The organism is Paractinoplanes atraurantiacus, from assembly GCF_900215205.1.
Classification (GTDB): Bacteria; Actinomycetota; Actinomycetes; order Mycobacteriales; family Micromonosporaceae; genus Actinoplanes; species Actinoplanes atraurantiacus.
Genome location: NZ_OBDY01000001.1, coordinates 455,997 through 474,580, shown reverse-complemented (window position 1 = coordinate 474,580; position 18,584 = coordinate 455,997). Strand labels below are relative to the sequence as shown.

The window sequence follows — 18,584 nt, the reverse complement described above, 5'->3', positions numbered from 1 at the left end:
GCGGGCGCGGACCCACCAGTGGCGACCACCACGTGGAAACGGAGTTGCGCGCTCACCTAGGTTGTAAGGCAATAACGCTTGATCACTACTTACTTCACGATCGGGGTGCGGCGTGCAGCGCTGGTTCAGCCAGGCCATCGGTGGTCTGCCACGGCAGTTCTGGCTCCTCTGGACCGGCACGCTGATCAACCGCCTCGGCTCCTTCGTGGTGATCTTCCTGGCGATCTATCTGACCGGCGAGCGCGGCTTCTCCCAGAGCCAGGCCGGCCTGGTCATCGGCCTGTACGGGGTCGGCGGCGCCCTCGGCACGACGGCCGGCGGGGTGCTGGCCGACCGCTGGGGACGCCGGCCGACCATGCTGGTCGCCCAGTTCGGGGCGGCGGCGCTGATGCTCGCGCTCGGCTTCGCCCACGAGTACGGGCAGATCCTGGCCACGACGTTCCTGCTCGGCTTCTTCAGCGAGGCGGTGCGCCCGGCCTTCTCGGCCATGATGGTCGACGTCGTGCCCGAAAAGGATCGCGTCCGGGCGTACTCGCTGAACTATTGGGCGATCAACCTGGGCTTCGCGCTGTCGTCGGTCGGCGCCGGCCTGGCCGCCAAGGCCGACTACCTCCTGCTCTTCGTCGTCGACGCGGCCAGCACCCTGATCACGGCCACGATCTTCCTGATCTTCGTCAAAGAGACAAGGCCGGCCCGCATTGACGTACGGCGGCAGGCAAGCCCCGGCGGCCTCGGCACGGTCCTGCGCGACCGGATCTTCGTCGGCTATCTGCTGGTCTCCCTGGGCGGCGTCGTCGTGATGATGCAGCACATGTCGACGCTGCCGATCGCGATGACCTCGGACGGCCTGTCGGCGGCGACGTACGGCGCGGTCATCGCCGTGAACGGCGTGCTGATCGTGCTGGGCCAGCTCTTCATCCCGAAGCTGATCGGCAACCACGACAACGCGCGGGTGCTGGCCGTGGCCTCGCTGATCATCGGGGTGGGCTTCGGCCTGACCGCCTTCGCGAACGCGGCCTGGTTCTTCACCCTGACCGTGGTGATCTGGACGCTGGGCGAAATGCTCCAGTCCCCCTCGAACGCGGCAACGGTGGCGGGCCTGTCCCCCGCCGCGCTGCGCGGCCGCTACCAGGGCTTGAGCTCCTTGTCGTGGTCGGCCGGCACTGCCCTGGCTCCGATCCTGGGCGGCTTCACCCAGGAACATCTGGGCGACGCGGCCCTGTGGCTGGGCTGCTTCGCGGTGTGCGCCCTGGTGGCCCTCGGCCACTTGCTGGCCGCCCCCAGCCGCCGCCGTCGCATCGCCGCGATGGCCACCGCGGACCCCGCGCCGGCGCCCTCCCTCTCCACTGCCTCCACCTCCGCGCCCTCCCTCTCCACTGCCTCCACCTCGGCCGCCGACCCTTCCTCCGCGCCCTCCCCCTCCACCGCCTCCACCTCGGCCACCGCCTCCACCTCGGCCACCGACGCCGCCTTCGCCACTTCCGCCTCCGCCTCGGCCGCCGACCCCGCCTTCGCTACTCCCGCCTCCGCCGCCACCGTGGCGCTCGGTGCTTTGCCGCCGGCCGAAGCGGAGCCCGTGGCGGACATTCCGCCCGAGATCATCAAAGAGCGCTCCGCCCGATAGGAAACCGAATCCCGATAGGAAACAGAGAAGACACCCGGGCCTCCGCGCGCTAACCTCCGCTAGGACTGTTAACAAGGTTTCCTAACGGGGGCGCGGTGCGCGGCTGGCTTCGGGACACGGCGGGCGGGCTCCCGGCGACCTACTGGTATCTCTGGACCGGCATCCTGATCAACCGCGTAGGCGGTTTCGCGGTGCTGTTCCTCTCGCTCTACCTGACCGCCCAGCGCGGCGCCGGCACCGCACAGGCCGGGTTGATCGTCGGCACGTACGGCATAGGCGGCATCCTGGGCACCCTCGCCGGCGGCGTCCTCACCGACCGCTGGGGCCGGCGTCGCACCCTGCTGCTGTCCCACTTCATCGTGGCGGCGACGCTGGCAGGCCTGGCCCTCAGCCCCGACCTCCGCGTGATCGCCGCCCTGTGCCTGCTACTGGGCCTGTTCCAGTCGATGCCGCAGCCCGCCTTCGTAGCCGCGATCATCGACGTGGTCCCGGTCGAGCGCCGGTCCCGAGCCTTCAACCTTCAGTTCTGGGCCTTCAACCTGGGCATGGCCCTCGCCTCCCTGATAGCCGGCGTCCTGGCCACCTGGAGCTACGTCGGCCTCTTCCTGATCGACGCCGCGTCCACCCTGGCCACGGCCCTCCTGATCGCCTGGAAGATCCCCGAAACCCTCCCCCGCCGCACCACCTCCGCCGCAGGCCATGCGACCGCCGAGGTGCCGCCCGCGAAAACGGAGTCCGCCCCCTTCCCGCCCGCGGAAACAGAGTCCGCCCCCTTCCTGCCCGCGGAAACGGAGTCCGCCCCCTTCCCGCCTCGGCCCTCGGAGCCCGGGCGTGGCCGGCCCCGCGGCCTGGGCGTGGTGCTGACCGACCGGATCTTCCTGGTCTTCGTGGGCCTGACCGTGCTGCAGGCGCTGATCTACACGCAGGCCAGCACGATCGTGCCGCTGGCGATGCAGGACGACCACCTCAGCCCGTCGGCCTACGGCGTGGTCGTGTCACTGGGCGCGGCCTTGATCGTGGTCGGCCAGCTCTTCGTGCCGCGAATCATCGACGGCCACCGCAAGCACCGAATTCTCGCCGCGGCCCTGCTGGTCAACGGCCTCGGCTTCGCCGTGCTGGCCTTGGCCGACCACCTACCGCTCTACCTGCTGGCGGCCGTCATCTGGACGATCGGCGGCATGCTGGCCGCCCCTCCCAACGCCGAGATCAACTCAGAGCTGGCCCCACTGCAGCTGCGCGGCCGCTACCAGGCAGTCTTCTTCCTGGCCTTCCCGGCCGCGTCGTTCCTGGCCCCCGCCCTGGGCGGCGCCGGCCTGCAATACCTGGGCGACGCACACTGGCTGCTAGTAGGCACCCTGGGCGCCATCGCCGCGGCCCTGCACCTGCTGGCAGGCCCCGCCCGCGAACGCCGCGTAGCCGCCATCCGCTCCCAAACCGCCGAAACAGTGACCACATCCTGACCGCACTCTCACGGGCCACGCCTCTGCGGACAAGCCCCGGGGCCCGTGGCCGATGGGCCGGGAGCCCCTGGGGCAGCGAGGCGAGGTGCCCGCACCGACCAGACGGCAGCCGAAAGCGCCACCGGCAACCAGCGGCGAAGACGAGCAGCGGCAGCAGCAAGCGACGGCGGCGAGCAGCACCGGCGCCCGGTCACGGTCCGCGCAAAGCTCTGCCCACGCCGCAGCCGCGCGCGGCTGCGGCGTATGACCAAGGTGATCAGCGCAAGTGAAGGCAGCGAGAGTGAGCCACCGGCGGCGGCCCGGCGGAACTGCGCGGGCGGGCCGCAGGGTGAAGCCGCGGGCGCACGTTACGGCGTACGACCGAAAGGGCTGAAGAGAGAGCCGCCGGAAGGGCTTGGCCGTTGAGAGCTGTTGCACCGGCGGCGGCGGACGACGCCCATCCCCATAGGCGTCGCCCGCACTAACCGCCGGTCTCGGGTCGCGCCGTCCCCCAACGGCATATGCCACCCGTCCCCAAACGCCGGCCGCGGTGACCGTCTCCGGTCAACCAGTTCCCCGAACTAACGGTCCGGCGTCCATTGATTACGCTAGTTGGGCCGGTCAAGCCTTACAAGCCACTTGGCTGTCTGCCATCTGTCTGGACCGTCACAGTCACCGACTTTTGGCCGATCGGCGGATGACCAATCACACATAAGTCCTGCTGACCGGCCCAAGATGGTCACTCGTCCGGGTTCTCGAGCTGGAAGAAGTTGCTCCTCTTACCGCTCGTCAGCCGCTGCTGGTAGATGAAGTTCAGCCGGCGCTTGTCGAAGGCCTCGAACCACTCCGCCCAGCTGACCTCGACGAGCCGGTCGGATTCGTCGTATCCGGGGAAGTCGAAGCGGAGCACGCCGAGGTGGCCGTCGTGCTGGGTGCCGGCGACCGTGGCCGGGACGGCCTTGCGCGCCTTCGCCCACTGGCGGATCACCTCGTGGTCGGTGGTGACCAGGGAACGGCCGAGACGTTCGGGTTTGTCGCCGGTCGAGGTGATCTCCTGGGAGTACTTCAGGGACTTCGACGCCTTCTTACCGGTGCGCTTGCCGCCGCCGGAGCCGGTGGAGCCCGACTTGGTGAGGGTCTTGACGAGCTTCTTGACCAGCTCGGGCTTCTTGAGGTCGGCCGTTCCCTTGACCCCGCGCGCGGACAGGCGCGCCCGCAACTCGGGCACCTTGAGCCGGGCGATCTCGCTCTCGTTGACGCCTGGCGTGTTCGGGGTGTCGTTGTGGCTTGTCGGATTCTTGCCGGCCTCGCGACGAGCGGCCTTGACCATCTTCTTGACGAGGTCCGGCTTCTTCAGGTCGTCGGTGTTCTTGACGCCACGGCTCTTCAGCTCGCGGCGCAGGTCGGCGGCCTTCATCCGGGCGATCTTGCTCTCGCTCACGTCCGGCGTGTTCGGAGTGTCGTTTCGGCCCTTGGCGGTCTTCGTGGAAGCCACGCCAGTTCACCTCACTATTCCATCGGCGTTGTCCGATCGTTTCTTTCAGTACCCGGACAATTCACGCCGACACACGTGAGTCAGGAGCCGTCCTCCGATGGGGCGAGGTGTTTGAACGCCTGGAGATTGGCCAGGGACTCGCCGCGCTTCACGCGCCACTCCCACTCGCGGCGGATCGACGAGCCGAAGCCGATCTCCAGCATCGTGTCGAACGACTCGTCCGAATAGGTCAGTACCGAGCCGAGCAGACGGTCCAATTCGTCCTCGTCCAGGCCTTTCAGCGAGACCCGGCCGGTGAGATAGACGTCGCCCACCGCGTCGATGGAGAACGCCACCCCGTACATCCGGGCATTTCGCCGCAGCATCCATGCCCACAGTTCCTCGTGCCGCTCGTCGGGGCGGCGCATCACGAACGCCTCCACCCGCAACGAGTGCTCGCCCACGATCAAGTTGCAGGCCGTCTTCAGCTTGTGGGTGCCGGGCAGCGTGACCACATAGGAGCCGGGACCGGTGGTGTCCCATTCGAGCTCCCGCTCGGCCAGTGCCTTTTCGATGAGGTCCGTCACCATGCGTAGGCCTCCAGGCGTTGTCTGATCAGCTCGCGGTGCTCGGTCACCGCCTCACGGTAGACCCGGAGCAGGCCTTCCGCCGTGCGGTCCCAGGAGAAGTCGGACGCGTGCGCGACCGCCGCCGACGACAGCAGTTCGCGGCGCCGCGGGTCGGCGAGCAGGTCGTCCAGCACCCGGGCCCAGGCCGCCGGGTCGTGCCCGTCGACCAGCACCCCGCTGACGCCGTCGCGGACCGCCGTGACCAGGCCGCCGACCGCCGCCGCGACCACCGGCGTTCCGCAGGCCTGCGCCTCCAGGGCGACCAGACCGAAGGATTCGTTGTACGAGGGGACGGCCACTACGTCGGCGCTGCGGTAGAGCGCGGCCAGCCCGTCGCCGTTCTGCGGCGGGAGGAAGCGCACCGACTCGCTGACGCCCAGCGAGGCCGCCAGCTCGATCAGCGAGGTCGGCCGGTCGAGGCCGCTGCCGCTGGGGCCGCCGCAGATCACCACGGTGACGTCTTCGGTCCGCATCGCGGCCAGCGCCGCGATCAGCACGTCGGGCGCCTTGAGCGGCTGGATCCGCCCGACGAAGGCGATGACCTTGCCGTCGGCCGGTAGCCCGAAGCGGGCCCGGTCGGACGGGCCGGGCCGGAAGCGCTCGAGGTCGACGCCGGGCTGGACCACCGCGGTGCGGGCCGGGTCGGCCTCGTAGTACGCGACCAGGTCGCGGGCCTCGAAGCGGGTGTTGGCGACGAGCCGGTCGGACTCGGCGATGACCTGCTCCTCACCGATCACGCGGGCGCGGGGCTCGGGCCGGTCGCCCGCCGCGATCAGCCTGTTCTTGACCTTGGCCAGGGTGTGCGCGGTGTGCACGTGGGGCACGCCCCAGCGTTCCCGGGCCAGCCAGCCGACCTGGCCGGAGAGCCAGTAGTGGGAGTGGATGAGGTCGTAGTGGCCCGGCGGCCGGGCCGCCTCGGCCCGCAGCACGCCGTTGGCGAAGGCGCAGAGCTGGGCCGGCAGCTCTTCCTTCTCGAGGCCTTCGTACGGGCCGGCGGTGACGTGACGGACGAGCACGCCGGGCGCCATCTCGACGCAGGGCGGCAGGTCACCACGGGTGGCGCGGGTGAAGATCTCGACTTCGACGCCGCGCCGGGCGAGGCGCTTGGCGACCTCGACGATGTACACGTTCATGCCGCCCGCGTCGCCGGTTCCCGGCTGTTCGAGGGGGGACGTGTGCACGGAGAGGGTGGCGATGCGCCGGGGGGTCGGCCATTCTGCCACGATTTATCCTCCATTGTCCGGCATATACGCGGGGATTATTGCGCAGTCATTAATCTTCCCCGTCCCGGTGGGCCGAACCACCATGCAGCCCACCCGGGGTGACCCATCTCATCGGGAGCCCAGAAGGAAGGATGGGGGCATGCAGAACATCGCAGTGGTCACGGGCGCGTCCAGCGGCATCGGCGCGGCGACGGCCCGCCGCCTCGCCACCGAGGGCTTCCACGTCGTGGCGGCGGCCCGGCGCGCCGACCGGCTGGAGGAGCTGGTCAAGGAGATCGGGCCGGCCGCGACGGCGGTCGCGTGCGACGTCACGTCCGACGAGTCGGTGTCGGCCCTGGCCGGCGCGGTCACCGGCCTCGGCGGCCCGGTCACGCTGCTGGTCAACAACGCGGGTGGCGCCGCCGGTCTCGACCCGGTCGAGTCGGGCTCGGTCGCCGACTGGCAGTGGATGTACGACGTGAACGTCCTCGGCTCGCTGCGGATGACCAAGGCCCTGCTGCCGGCCCTGGAGGCGAGCGGCGCCGGCACGATCGTGACGGTCGGCTCGACCGCGGCCTTCACGGTCTACGAGGGCGGCGGCGGGTACACGGCGGCCAAGCACGCACAGACCGCGCTGGTCGGGACGTTGCGGCTGGAACTGTCCGGCAAGCCGGTGCGGATCATCGAGGTGGATCCGGGCATGGTCCGTACTGACGAATTCTCGCTCAAGCGCTTCGGCGGCGACCAGGCCAAGGCCGACGCGGTCTACCAGGGGGTCAAGGAGCCGCTGACCGCTGACGACATCGCCGACATCATCGCCTTCGCCGCGACCCGTCCCCACCACGTCAACCTCGACCGCATCGTCGTCCGCCCGATCGCCCAGGCGGCTCAGCACAAGGTCTACCGGGAGAAGTAGTGAAGCCGGTTGGCGAGATCACCCGGGGGACGACCAATCCCAACCGGCTGCGTCGCGTCGACAACTTCATCGCGTTCCGCTGCGGCGCGCTGCTGCGCGACGCGCCGCAGCCGCTGGTCATCGACCTCGGTTACGGCGCCACGCCGGTCACGGCCGTGGAGTTGCGGGGCCGTCTGGCGACGGCGGTCCGCGCGGATGTCGCGGTGGTGGGTCTGGAGATTGATCCCGTACGGGTGGGAGCCGCGCAACCGTACGCGGATCCTCCGCTGCTCGACTTCCGGCGCGGCGGTTTCGAACTGGCCGGCCTGCGCCCGGTCGTGGTGCGGGCGTTCAACGTGCTCCGGCAGTATCCCGAGGAGGAGGTCGGCGCCGCCTGGCGGCAGATGACCGCCACCGGGGCCGTGCTGATCGAGGGGACCTGCGACGAACTGGGCCGCATCGCCACCTGGGCGGTGATCGAGGACGGCGTGCCGGGCACCCTCACGCTGTCGGCCCGCTTGTCCGATCTGGATCATCCGGCGACGTTCGCCGAGCGGCTGCCCAAGGCGCTGATCCACCACAACGTGCCCGGTGAGCCGGTCCATGAGCTGCTGCGCGCGCTGGGCCGGGCCTGGGAGACCGAGGCCACCCCGTTCGGGCCGCGGCAGCGCTGGATCGCGACCGTGCGCCGGATGCGCGACGAAGGGTGGCCCGTACAGGACGGCCCGTCCCGCTGGCGTCTCGGCGAGCTCACTCTGCCGTGGCCCGGATGAACCCCCGGATAAAAGGCCGGGCCGGTCCTCCGCAGCGGACCGGCCCGACCCCAGGGGGTGAATAACGTCTGCCCTCAGAGTCGGGCGACGGTGGTGCGGACGCGGTCTCGGCACGGTTGCCGATCGGGAGCAGCGCAGCAAAAAGGCGCCGCCGTCAGGGGACGGCGGCGCCTTCTCGGGGACGGGACGGGTCAGAGCACGGAACGCAGCGTCTCCACCAGCGCCTCGCTGCTGAACGGCTTCTTCACCAGCAGGGCGTCCTCGGCGATCAGGCCGTCGGCGACGGCGATCTCCTTGGGCAGCCCGGAGATGTAGACGACGCGCATCTCCGGGCGCAGCTCGGTGGCCGAGCGGGACAGCTCGCCGCCGGAGACGCCGGGCAGCCCGAGGTCGGTGATCAGGATGTCGATGTCGCCGGGATGCTGCCGGCAGGCCTCGATGGCCTGCGTCGAGTCGCCGGCGGTCAGCGTGTCGAAGCCACGCCGTTCCAGCATGCGCCGCATGATGTCGCGCAGGTCCTCCTCGTCGTCGACGACCAGGACGGTGGGTCGCGTGTCGGTTTCGGGCGCCTGCGACATGGGTCCTCCTGTGACTGACGAACCGGGCCGAAACCTCACGCTATCCGCGCGAGGTTGCACGAAAGGCCCTTTCAGCGACTGAGGTAACCCGTGTAGAGCATCCGGTTGGGCGATCCCTTGCCGGGATTGCGGATCGAGCCCGTTCCGGCCTGCGCCACCAGCTCGTCACGGACCTGAGCCGGGGTGTACGAGGGGTGGGCGGCCAGCACGAGCGCGGCCGCGCCGGCCACGTGCGGCGCCGCCATCGAAGTGCCGCTCATCAGCTTGACGGCGGTGTTCGACGCGGTCGACGCCCCCTCGATCCGGACTCCGGGGGCGAAGATGTCGACACAGGACCCGTAGTTCGAGGACGACCACCGGGTGTCTTTCTGGTCGGTGGCGCCCACGGTGATCGCCGAGGGGGTGCGCGCCGGTGACTGCGTACACGAATCGCGGTTGTCGTTGCCCGCCGCGACGACGACGGTGATCCCCTTGGCGACGGCCCGGTCGACCGCGTCGTCGAGCGCCTTGCTGGTGGTGCCGCCGAGGCTGAGGTTGGCCACCGCGGGACGGGCGGTCTGCTTGGCGACCCAGTCGATGCCCGCGATGATCTGCTTGTAGGAGCCGGTGCCCTTGCAGTCGAGCACGCGCACGCCGACCAGCTTCACGTTCTCGGCGACACCGTACGTCGCGCCGCCGATGGTGCTGGCGACGTGGGTGCCGTGGCCGTTGCAGTCGCCGTCGGTCCCGTAGCCGTCGGTGGCCCGGCCGCCGAACTCCTTGTGAGTGGTGCGGATGCCGGTGTCGACCACGTAGACGGTGACGCCGGCGCCGGTGGGCGCGGCGTACGAGGACGACAGCGGCAGCGCGCGCTGATCGATCCGGTCGAGTCCCCAGGTGGTGGTGGTCGCCGGTGCGGCCACGGCCGCCACCGGAACGGTGCAGGCGAGCGCGACGGCCGCGCCGGTCAGCATCGTGGCGATACGCAAAAGTTCGTCCTCTCAGTTGCTTCGGCCACTTCCCCGGGGGTGGAAGGCATGCCGAAGGGCGTCTGAGGGAAAGGGTGCGGTGGGTCGCGAAGCGCTGGAGGATCCGCACGGTTGCACGTGGGTTGCAACCCCCTCGGAGCGGTGCTCAGCCCCAGGAAGATCGAAGTGAAGAGCTAAAGCCGTGCGGCGGAGGACCGATCTACCCGGAGTACCGCTACACACCGCCACCGAGCAAGGAGAGCGATATGTCCAGCCTGCTGTCGCCCGAGATCGTCACCGTCGATTCGCTGACCGACCGCTGTGACCGTTGCAGCGCGGCCGCCCGTCTGACGGTCACCCTGACCAGCGGCGGCGAGTTGGCCTTCTGCGGGCACCACGCGAACCGTCACCACGAGGACATCAGCCGCGTCGGCGAGCGGATCACCCTCGAGCAGGGCTTCGAGTGGGCCGGGAAGTAACCGCTTAATGGTGATTCGCCGCGTTATGCTCGTTTCCTCATATCTTGAGGGGACCGTGTGCAGAGTGCGGCGCATGACGTGGGCAGGCTGTCCCGGCTGACCGCCGGGTGCGCCGGTGTCGCGGTCGCCGTCTTCGGCGCCGCGGCGCTGCTCATGTCTCTTCGAGGTGCTCCGCCGGACGGCCTGCTGACCGATCCGGCGGCCGCGCTCGTCCCGGCCGGACTGGGCCTGCTGCTGCAGGTCCTGCCGGTGTCACACCGGATCGCCGGCCGGGTCGTGCACGGCCTCGCCCACCTTCTGATGATCTTCGCCGCCGCTGTCGGAGTGCTCGGCGTGGACGACGAGACCGGACCGGCCATCGCGACCCTCGTCGCGGTGGCCGCTTTCGTGTTGCTGGGCCACCTCGTCCGTACGCTCCACGGCGCCGAACGCCATCAGCGGCGGCTCGTCGGCGAGCTCGAGGACCGCGAGAAGTTCGCGGCCACGCTGCTCCAGTCGATGAACGAGGCCGTCATGGTGATGGACGCCAACTATCACGTCATCGACGTCAACCGGCGCTGGCGCGAGCTCACCGGGCACGGCGCCGACGAGCCGGTCCGGTTCGATCCCCCGCCCGTGCCGCCGGCCGGCGGCGACTGGCTTCTTCCGCGCGTCGACGGCAGCACGGTCCCGGTGCTGGCCACGGTCGCGCCGATCCCCGACGAGCAGGGTGCTCCACGGGCGTACGTGGCCACCTACGTCGACATCGCCGACCGCAAGCGGGCCGAGGAGACGCTCAGCGACCATGCCGCCGAGCTGGAACGCGGGAACGCCAACCTGCGCGAGGCGAACGCCCGGCTCGAGGCGGCGCTCACCTTCAAGAACGACCTGACCTCGATGCTCACCCACGACGTGGCCCAGCCGATCAGCTCGATCGCCAGCCTGGCCGAGCTGCTGCGGGCGGACTGGGACGACCTGCCCGACGACATCCGGCTCGAGCTCGCCACGAAGATCGACAAGAACACCCAGCGGCTGATCAAGATGATGAACGACCTGCAGCTGCTGTTCCGGCTCGACATGGGCCGGGTCACCGCGCGGCGGGCGCCGGTGCCGCTGCGCGAGGTGGCCGAGGGGGTGGCCGCGGCCACCGCGTGCGACGTACGGGTCCTGGTGCAGGACGATCTGTCGGCGCTGGCCGATCGTGGGCACGTCACCGCCGTACTGCAGAACCTGGTCAACAACGCGGTCGCCTACGGGTCGCCGCCGATCGAGGTGAGCGCCGAGCGGCAGGGCGAGACGGTGGAGCTGGCCGTACGGGACCACGGGCCCGGCATCGCGGACGAGCTGCTGCCCAATCTGTTCGGGCGGTTCATGCGCGGCGCCGGTCTGGGCCTGTTCATCGTCCGGCACCTGGCCGAGGCGAACGGCGGTTCGGTCCGCTACGAGCAGGCCACGCCGAAGGGGGCGAAGCTCGTCGTGACCTTCGAGCTCGCCCCCGTCTGAGCCTTACACGGAGTGGCTGCCCCGGTCTTCTTCGTTGATCATGCCGTCGCCCCAGGCGTCCTTCTGCGGGGTGCGCCCGCCCATCGGGGCGGTGCCGGCGGCGCCGCTGACCGGGCCGGTCTTGGCGATCCGGCGCCCCGGGGGCAGCACGTCGTCGAGATCGCGGGCGCTGCGGATGCCGGGCGCCGAGGTGATGTCCACATTGGTGCCGGTGTTGGCGGCGAGGCCGCCGTGGTGCGGGAGGTCGACGGTGCTGGCGTTGCTGCGCTCGGCCGCGCTCGTCCCCCAGCCCGCGCCGGGGTGCGGCGGGCGGTGACGGGCCCGGGCGGCGACGGCGGCCGGCGACGGCGCGAGGCGCTTCGTGCTGGCGCCACCCTCGACCATGCCCTTGAAGGCGGTCAGGTCGTCCTTGAGCCGGCGGGTGAGCGACTGCTGACCGTGCCGGTCGTTCGGCATGAGGAACGCGATGTCGGCCTCAAGCTGGGCCACCACCTGGGTCTTCGTCTCGCCCAGGGGCCGCAGCGTGAGGGTCTCGGCCAGCAGCGGGCCCTCCATCGTCGACCACGAGACACGCTCGTCCACCCGGCGCTCGGTGATCTGGGCGTCGAACTCGCGCGTCTTGCCCTCGACGTCCATGATCCAGTGGGTCTGATCGCCGCCGATGGAGGTGACCTCACGGACGCCACGCATGAACCGTGGGTAGTTCTCGAACGCGGCGAGTTGCTCGTACACCGTGTGCAACGGTGCACTCACCTCGATGGCCTGCTGAACCATACTCATCGCATCTCTCCCATGCCTACGGGTGCCGACTGTCGGCATGACTGAGAGTACGTATGTGATAACTGAGCGAAGTCGGTTTCGATCAGACCCGGCGGACGTACTGCCATTGCCCGACCTCGGCCGCGTACCGGGCGTCACTCGCGGGCACCATCGCCACCTCCGCCGCACGCAGCATGGCCACGATCCGGCCCGACGGGCTGCGCCAGGCCTCGCTGATCTCGACCACCGTGCCGGTCTCGCGGCAGGCGGCGGCAAGCGCGGCGACCAGGTCCGCGGAGAGCACCGCGTCGTCCAGGCCGACGTCGGTGAGCAGGCGCAACGGCCGGGCGAGCTGGGTCGGCGCGTAGCGGCAGGCGCGGCGCAGGCCGAGGATCGTGGTGGTCACCAGACGCTCGGCGACCTGCTCGGCGGACATCTCGCCGGCGGCGATCAGGGCCCGTACGTCGCGGGGCCCGAGCACGCCGCGCTCCAGCGGCAGGCCCGAGACGGCCACCGAGACCGCCTCGACGTGCCCGAGATCGGCCGGCAGGGCCAGCCAGCCGTCGGGGCGCACGACCTCGATCTCGGCCGCCACGCGCAGGGTCAGATCGGTGCGGCGGCGGGCCCGGGCGATCGCGTCCGCGTACGCCGGCAGCCAGGTGCTGTCCGGGCCGACCTGGTCGGCGAAGGTGATCGCGGTGAGGCCGGCCTGATCGGCCGCCGAGACGATCACACCGACGCTGTCCCGCCCGGCCGAGAAGCCGGTGTGCACATGCGCGTCCGTCGTCAGATCCAGCGCGTCGACGGCGCTGACGACTGATTCCCGCTCTGCGGTCACGTTCTCTCCTGGCTGGTCGGCTTCCCGTATGACCAGAAGAGTGCGGCAGCGGTGTTGTCAACCCCGGTGTGTGGCCGGTGCGGCTCGGTTAGAGCCGGAAAGTTCCGACCAGGTCGCGCAGCTCGTCGGCGGTGCGCGAGACGTCGCCCGAGGCCTGCCGGGTCTGCTCGACGCCGCGCACCGACTCGGCGCTGGCGGCCGAGACGTCCGAGATGTTGTTCGCGATCCGGGCCGAGCCGTTGGCCACCTCGGCGATGTTGCGGCTCATCTCGCCGGTGGTGGCGGTCTGCTCCTCGACGGCCGAGGCGATGGTGGTCTGGAAGTCGTTGATCTGCGCGATGACCTCGGAGATCCGCGAGATGACCTCGACCGCGCCGCTGGTGTCCTGCTGGATGGCGGCGACCCGGCTGCCGATGTCCTCGGTCGCCCGCGCGGTCTCCTGGGCCAGATCCTTGACCTCGCTGGCGACCACGGCGAAGCCCTTGCCGGCCTCGCCGGCCCGCGCGGCCTCGATGGTGGCGTTCAGCGCGAGCAGGTTGGTCTGCTCGGCGATCGAGGTGATCAGCTTGATCACGTTGCCGATCTCGGCCGACGAGTCGCCGAGCTGGCGCACGGTGTCGGTGGCGCGGGCCGCCTCGGAGACCGCCACCGAGGCGATCTGGGCCGACTCGCTGGTGTTGCGGGAGATCTCGCGGATGGCCAGGCCCATCTGCTCGGAGCCGGCGGCGACCGACTGCACGTTGCGGGCGATCTCCTCGGCCTCGGCCGACGCCGCCGCGGACTGCCGGTCGGTGTTCTCGGCCGCCTCGGAGATGCGCACGGCCACCACGGAGAGCTGACCCGCGGCCTCGGCCAGGGCGTCGGCGTCACGGCCGATCGTGGCCATCGACGTCCGCATCGACTCGAGCGCTCCGTCGAGGCCCGCCGCCATCCGGCCGAGCTCGTCGCGGCTCGTGATGTTGCTGCGCCCGGTCAGGTCGCCGCGGGAGAGCGAGTCGATCACTCCGCCGAGCGTGCGCACCGGCACCAGGATCGAGCGGGCCAGCGGGATGGCCAGCGCTACCAGCAGGACCAGGCCGACGAGGGCAACGATGATGGACAGCGTACGAACGCGGTTGACGGTCTTGGTCATGTCCGCCTGTTCGGAGTCGACCGCGGCGGTCACCCGGTCGACGAGCGCGCCGAGCTCGTCGTCGGTCTTGTTGTTCCGCTCGGAGATCTCGCCGAGCCGGGAGGTCACCGAGCCGGCGTCGGCCTTGGCCGCGGTCGTGAACTCGGTGATGAAGGCGCTGAAGTCGACGAAGTCCGGCCGGTCGTCGGCGAACGTGGCCGCCATGTCGCTGGGCAGGTTCGCCGCCACCACGGCGTCGGCCGCCTCGGTGGACGACTGCACGTCGTCGAGGACGTCCTGCGTGACGTCCTGACCCAGGGCGGAGCGATAGGCGTCCACCTTGAGCTCGCTCTGCCGGGTGTCCAGATGGTTCAGCGCGGCCTGGCCCTGCTGGAGCCGGGACACCAGGTCGGCCTGATCGGCCAGCTTGTCCTGCCCGAACAGCGAGATCGCGGCGAGCACGGCCAGCATGACGGCGCCGACCACCACGATCAGAGTGAGCCTCTTGGCGATACCGAGGTGGGCCAGTCGCGACATCGCATCTCCCTTGGCAACTGTTATGCACCTGCCCGGAGACGCCGTCGGCAACTCGCGTCGCGCACTCTTCTCAGAGTGCGCGAACGCCACGTTTCAGACCGGTGTGTCCGGTGACTGCAGCAACTTCGAGACCGCTTGCACCTCGTCCTCGGTGGGCGAGGCGGCCTCCTGGTTGGCCGCTCGTAGCTCCCGGTACACCTCTTCGCGATGCACCTGCACGTCACGCGGAGCCTGGATGCCCAGCCGGATCACATCGCCGCGCGCCTCGAGCACCGTGATGATGACGTCGTCGCCGATCATCACGCTCTCCCCGGCGCGCCGGGTCAGTACGAGCATCGTCGGTGCCCTCCTCCATCCGTGGACGGACAGCATCGCGAGACGGCGCGGTCGCGGGGACCGCGACCGCGCCCGAGACGGTTCAGTAGGCCCGGTTCATGATCGCGCGGACCGGCAGGCCGGAGCCGCTGAGCACGACCTGCATGGCACGCATGCTGTCCCGGTCGACGACGATCGGCGCCAGCAGGTTCGCCGTGGTCTCGTTCTGGCCGGCCGTGATGACGGTCAGCAGGAGCAGGCGGTCCGGGTCCTTGCTGTTCAGGGCCGCGAAGACCTCCTTCTCGATCTCCGGCGCGTAGTCCGGGAAGAAGGGCTCCGGCGGCGCCACGAGGAAGCGCAGCTCCGGGTCCTCGATGGACGTGAACGCGTAGAGCAGACCGTCGTCGTTCAGCCGCACCAGGACGAACTCCCGGTGGGCCGGGAAGCCTGGCATGGGCACCGCCATGGTGATGGTCGGCAGGCCCATTGACGCGTCGGTCATGGAGGCCTCAATCGGTCGGTACGCGGTGCGAGTACTCATGGTCACCTCAGGAAATCGATGAGCGAGGGCTGGATCACCTTGGCCGAGGCGGCCAGGGCGGCCTGATACGAGGTCTGCTGGATCTGCAATTCCATGATCGCCTTGGGCAGGTCGACATCCTCGATATCGGACAGCTGCGACGTCACGGACAGCAGATGGTCGTCTGCTGACTGCTTCATCTGCGTAATCCGATTATATCGGGCGCCAACGTCCGAAAGGGTGGACTTTAGTAAATCGTGGGCCGAATCGAGTCGACCCAGCGCATCGTCCAGCGCCTCGTGATCGTTGTCGTCCAAAGCCTTGGAAATGTCACTCAGCACCGTGAAGAGCTGAGTGTCGCTGTCGTTGGCGCCGAACGCGTCGACACCGTTGGACTCGATGCGCACTTTGGCGTTCGGTCCGACCGTGCGGGTGGTCTCGGCGGTGTTGCCGACGTATTTACCGGTGTCGTCGAAAGCCACGTCGCCCGGAGTGGTACCGCCGAAGACCGGCCGGCCCATGTATTTGGTGTTGGCGTCGCCGATCAGCGACTGCCGGATGTTGTCGATCTCGTACTTCAGCGCATCGCGGGCGCCATCGTCGCCGGACGCCGCGTTGAGGCCCTGAACGGTCAGGTCGCGGACGCGGATGATCTGGCTCGAGGCGGCGCCGAGCTTGTCCTGGATCGTGCCGAGCCAGCCCACGCCGTCGTCGGCGTTGCGCGTGTACTGCTGAGTGGCCCGCAGCTCGCCGCGCAGTTGCAGCGAGGAGACCGTGCCGGTCGGCGAGTCGGACGGCTTGCTGAGCAGCTTGCCGCTGGAGATCTGTCCCTGCAGCTTCTGCCCGCGGGCCATGGTGCGCTGGAGGTCACCGAGCATGCGATGCGACATGCTCGAATCGGTGACTCGACTGGGAATCGTCATGCTGTCCCCCTAACCGTCGTCAACCACGTCATCGGCCGACCAGGCCGGTGCGGTTGATCAGCTGGTCGAGCATCGAGTCGATGGTGGTCAGCACCCGGGAGGCGGCCTCGTAACCCCGCTGGAAGGTCAGCAGGTTGGTCATCTCCTCGTCGAGGTTGACCCCCGACTCGGCCTGGCGCGCGGTGTCCACCTGGTCGGTGACCGCGTTCTGGATGTCGCTGCGCCGGGCCGACGCCTGCGAGGCCACGCCGAGCTTGCCGATCATGCTCTGGTAGACCGAGTCCGGCCCGTCCGGCGAGACGGCCATCTCGGCCAGCGAGTCGGCGATGCCGTGGTCGATCGCGGCCTTCTCGGGGTCGAGGTCCTTGGGGTTGCCGGCCGAGAACGCCACCTTGTCGGGCGTGGTGATCAGCACCTTGATCTCGCCGGCCGTGGTGCCCTCGAAGAACGCGGTGCCCTCGTCACCGTTCTTGTCGTAGCCGGCCATGACCGCGTCGTTGACGGTCTTGGCGAGCGAGGCGGCCACGTCGTCGAGCTGACCCGAGATGGTCGGGATGATGTTGTTCATCGTGTCGAACATCGCGCCCATCTGACCACCGGTCGTCACGGGCGCGTCGGTGTCCGTCCACTTGAGAGCTACCTGGTTGTCCTCGGTCCAGGCGGCGAGCGACGGCGGGCCGGTCAGCTCCACTGTGCGCGTACTGAAATCGCTGACCAGCGGCGCGGTGCCGAGGAAGACGTTGACGGCGCCGTTCGTCTTGCTCTGCGTCGTGGCGCCGGTCAGCTCGGACAGCTGCATGATCTGCATGTCGCGCTGGTCCATCAGCTCGTTCGCCTCGAGGCCGGCCGCGTGCGCGACCACGATCTGCTGGTTCATGTCGGCGATCTGCGACGACAGGTTGTTGACCTGGCTGACGAACGCCTGGGCCTGGGTGCGGTTGGTCGTGAACTGGTTGTCCAGCGAGGCGTGGGTGTCGTTGAGAGTCGTCGCCACGGTCTGGCTGCGCTCGATCAGCGCGGTGCGGGTCGACGGGTCCTGCCAGTTGTTGGCGACGTCGTTCCACGCGTCCCACATGTCGTGCATGCGCGCCTGGAGCGCGGTGTCGCTGGGCTCGGCGAGCACGCTCTCGATCTGCTCGTACGACCCCTTCTGGGTCGCGAGGTACGACGAGTTCGCGTGCTCGGTGCGCCCGCGCTGCTCCAGATATTCGTTGCGGCCACGCTCGACCGACGAGACCGTGACGCCGTTGCCGACCTGGGTGGTCGTCGCGTAGACGCCCGGGTTCAGGCTGCCGGTCTGCGACTGCATGCGGACCTTCTGCCGCGTGTAGCCCTCGGTATTGGCGTTGGCGACGTTCTGCCCGGAGATGTCCAGGCCGCGGCGCTGCGCGTAGAGCGAGGTGAGCGCCGTGTTCAAACCGCCGAAGGAACTAGCCATCAGATTGCCTCATCAACCAGGCTGGAGCGGCGGACGCCGCCCGAAACGGTCTGCCCTTGCGGTCCGTACGTTTCCACAGTTTCGGCGAACGCGAGCATGGTTTCGCGGGCCGCGCGCTGACCGGCGGTGAGCAGGTCACGGTTCACGTCGGCGAGGGCGCTGATCTCGGAGGTCAGCAGCAGGAAGGCCTTGCGGTGCTGGTGCAGCAGGTCGCCCCAGGGCTCGGGGGCGGCGTCGGCGAGCTCACCGAGCGAGGCCTCGGCCGGCAGGCCGAACTCGACGGCGCAGTCCTGGGCGTAGGCAGCCCGGATGACTTCGGTCTGGCGGATCTGGTCGAGGACCACCTCGACCTCGCGGGTGGCGTGGCTCAGCCAGCGGGAGCGATTGGTGGCGAGGAGCAGCTGCTCCTCCTCAAGCTTGAACAACAGCATCTCGAGCAGCTCACGTGACCGCCACAGGACGCTGGCCAGGTCGGTCAGACTCACCCCTGGACCTCCGTCTCGCCTCGGGTCGGGCACGTCCCCACTGACGAGCCCGCTCATTCGGACAGGTCGGCACGTCCCCGACTCCGCTGAGGGATTTCCCCCGAATCGGACCATTTACGGGTTCGCCGCCTTTCCG

19 protein-coding genes are annotated in these 18,584 nt (G+C 69.6%); 6 read left to right on the top strand and 13 right to left on the bottom strand.

Features of this window, described 5'->3' with window-relative positions:
• Positions 1-112: 112 nt before the first annotated feature.
• Positions 113-1,624 (top strand): MDR family MFS transporter, encoded by a 1,512-nt coding sequence (locus CRP55_RS02180; RefSeq protein ID WP_245922745.1) that lies wholly within the window; start codon positions 113-115, stop codon positions 1,622-1,624.
• Positions 1,625-1,719: 95 nt separating this feature from the next.
• A complete protein-coding gene (locus CRP55_RS02170; protein ID WP_097317742.1) occupies positions 1,720-3,084 on the top strand; it encodes an MDR family MFS transporter in 1,365 nt (454 codons plus the stop codon).
• A gap of 718 nt (positions 3,085-3,802) precedes the next feature.
• Here the strand turns inward: CRP55_RS02170 and CRP55_RS02165 are convergent.
• The 3 genes from CRP55_RS02165 to mshA all read right to left on the bottom strand — a co-directional run bounded on the left by CRP55_RS02165 (position 3,803) and on the right by mshA (position 6,389).
• Positions 3,803-4,558, bottom strand: a complete 756-nt coding sequence (locus CRP55_RS02165) for a hypothetical protein (protein WP_245922744.1) — start codon at positions 4,556-4,558, stop codon at positions 3,803-3,805.
• 80 nt (positions 4,559-4,638) lie between these two features.
• On the bottom strand, positions 4,639-5,127 hold the full coding sequence (locus CRP55_RS02160) for a type III secretion system chaperone family protein (protein ID WP_097317741.1): 489 nt from the start codon (positions 5,125-5,127) through the stop codon (positions 4,639-4,641).
• Positions 5,121-6,389, bottom strand: coding sequence for a D-inositol-3-phosphate glycosyltransferase (mshA, locus tag CRP55_RS02155; RefSeq protein WP_097317740.1), 1,269 nt, complete (start codon positions 6,387-6,389; stop codon positions 5,121-5,123). The genes CRP55_RS02160 and mshA overlap by 7 nt, the downstream gene beginning before the upstream one ends.
• 139 nt (positions 6,390-6,528) lie before the next feature.
• Between mshA and CRP55_RS02150 the strand changes: the two genes are divergently transcribed.
• Positions 6,529-7,284, top strand: a complete 756-nt coding sequence (locus CRP55_RS02150) for an SDR family oxidoreductase (protein ID WP_097317739.1) — start codon at positions 6,529-6,531, stop codon at positions 7,282-7,284.
• The gene (locus tag CRP55_RS02145) at positions 7,284-8,036 is read left to right on the top strand and encodes an SAM-dependent methyltransferase (protein WP_097317738.1); all 753 of its coding nucleotides are present in this window, start codon (positions 7,284-7,286) and stop codon (positions 8,034-8,036) included. The genes CRP55_RS02150 and CRP55_RS02145 overlap by 1 nt, the downstream gene beginning before the upstream one ends.
• 191 nt (positions 8,037-8,227) lie before the next feature.
• Here CRP55_RS02145 and CRP55_RS02140 read toward each other — a convergent pair whose 3' ends face one another.
• A complete protein-coding gene (locus CRP55_RS02140) occupies positions 8,228-8,614 on the bottom strand; it encodes a response regulator (RefSeq protein ID WP_097317737.1) in 387 nt (128 codons plus the stop codon).
• A gap of 71 nt (positions 8,615-8,685) precedes the next feature.
• Entirely contained in the window at positions 8,686-9,582 is an 897-nt protein-coding gene (locus CRP55_RS02135; protein ID WP_281260747.1) for a S8 family peptidase, read from the bottom strand.
• Positions 9,583-9,827: 245 nt separating this feature from the next.
• On the opposite strand from CRP55_RS02135, the gene CRP55_RS02130 reads away from it, so the two are divergent.
• Together CRP55_RS02130 and CRP55_RS02125 are read left to right on the top strand one after the other, a co-directional pair.
• Positions 9,828-10,040 (top strand): DUF7455 domain-containing protein, encoded by a 213-nt coding sequence (locus CRP55_RS02130; protein ID WP_097317735.1) that lies wholly within the window; start codon positions 9,828-9,830, stop codon positions 10,038-10,040.
• Positions 10,041-10,118: 78 nt separating this feature from the next.
• A complete protein-coding gene (locus CRP55_RS02125; RefSeq protein WP_245922743.1) occupies positions 10,119-11,522 on the top strand; it encodes a sensor histidine kinase in 1,404 nt (467 codons plus the stop codon).
• A 3-nt stretch (positions 11,523-11,525) separates the two neighbouring features.
• Here the strand turns inward: CRP55_RS02125 and CRP55_RS02120 are convergent, their stop codons facing one another.
• From CRP55_RS02120 to CRP55_RS02085, 8 genes are all read right to left on the bottom strand, one after another.
• Positions 11,526-12,302: an SRPBCC family protein gene (locus tag CRP55_RS02120; RefSeq protein ID WP_245922742.1), complete on the bottom strand. Its 777-nt coding sequence runs from the start codon at positions 12,300-12,302 to the stop codon at positions 11,526-11,528.
• Between the two features lie 82 nt (positions 12,303-12,384).
• The gene (locus CRP55_RS02115) at positions 12,385-13,119 is read right to left on the bottom strand and encodes a hydrolase (RefSeq protein WP_097317733.1); all 735 of its coding nucleotides are present in this window, start codon (positions 13,117-13,119) and stop codon (positions 12,385-12,387) included.
• Positions 13,120-13,207: 88 nt separating this feature from the next.
• Positions 13,208-14,767, bottom strand: coding sequence for a methyl-accepting chemotaxis protein (locus tag CRP55_RS02110; protein WP_097317732.1), 1,560 nt, complete (start codon positions 14,765-14,767; stop codon positions 13,208-13,210).
• A 93-nt stretch (positions 14,768-14,860) separates the two neighbouring features.
• Entirely contained in the window at positions 14,861-15,103 is a 243-nt protein-coding gene (gene csrA / locus CRP55_RS02105; protein ID WP_097317731.1) for a carbon storage regulator CsrA, read from the bottom strand.
• Positions 15,104-15,185: 82 nt separating this feature from the next.
• Entirely contained in the window at positions 15,186-15,584 is a 399-nt protein-coding gene (fliW, locus tag CRP55_RS02100) for a flagellar assembly protein FliW (RefSeq protein WP_245922741.1), read from the bottom strand.
• Positions 15,585-15,625: 41 nt separating this feature from the next.
• Positions 15,626-16,480 (bottom strand): flagellin N-terminal helical domain-containing protein, encoded by an 855-nt coding sequence (locus tag CRP55_RS02095; protein ID WP_245922740.1) that lies wholly within the window; start codon positions 16,478-16,480, stop codon positions 15,626-15,628.
• Positions 16,481-16,553: 73 nt separating this feature from the next.
• Positions 16,554-17,963: a flagellar hook-associated protein FlgK gene (gene flgK / locus CRP55_RS02090; RefSeq protein WP_097317728.1), complete on the bottom strand. Its 1,410-nt coding sequence runs from the start codon at positions 17,961-17,963 to the stop codon at positions 16,554-16,556.
• Positions 17,963-18,448 carry a flagellar protein FlgN gene (locus CRP55_RS02085; RefSeq protein WP_097317727.1) on the bottom strand — a complete coding sequence of 162 codons (486 nt, stop codon included), beginning with the start codon at positions 18,446-18,448 and terminating at the stop codon, positions 17,963-17,965. Before CRP55_RS02085 ends, flgK begins: the two co-directional genes overlap by 1 nt.
• Positions 18,449-18,584: the final 136 nt, after the last annotated feature.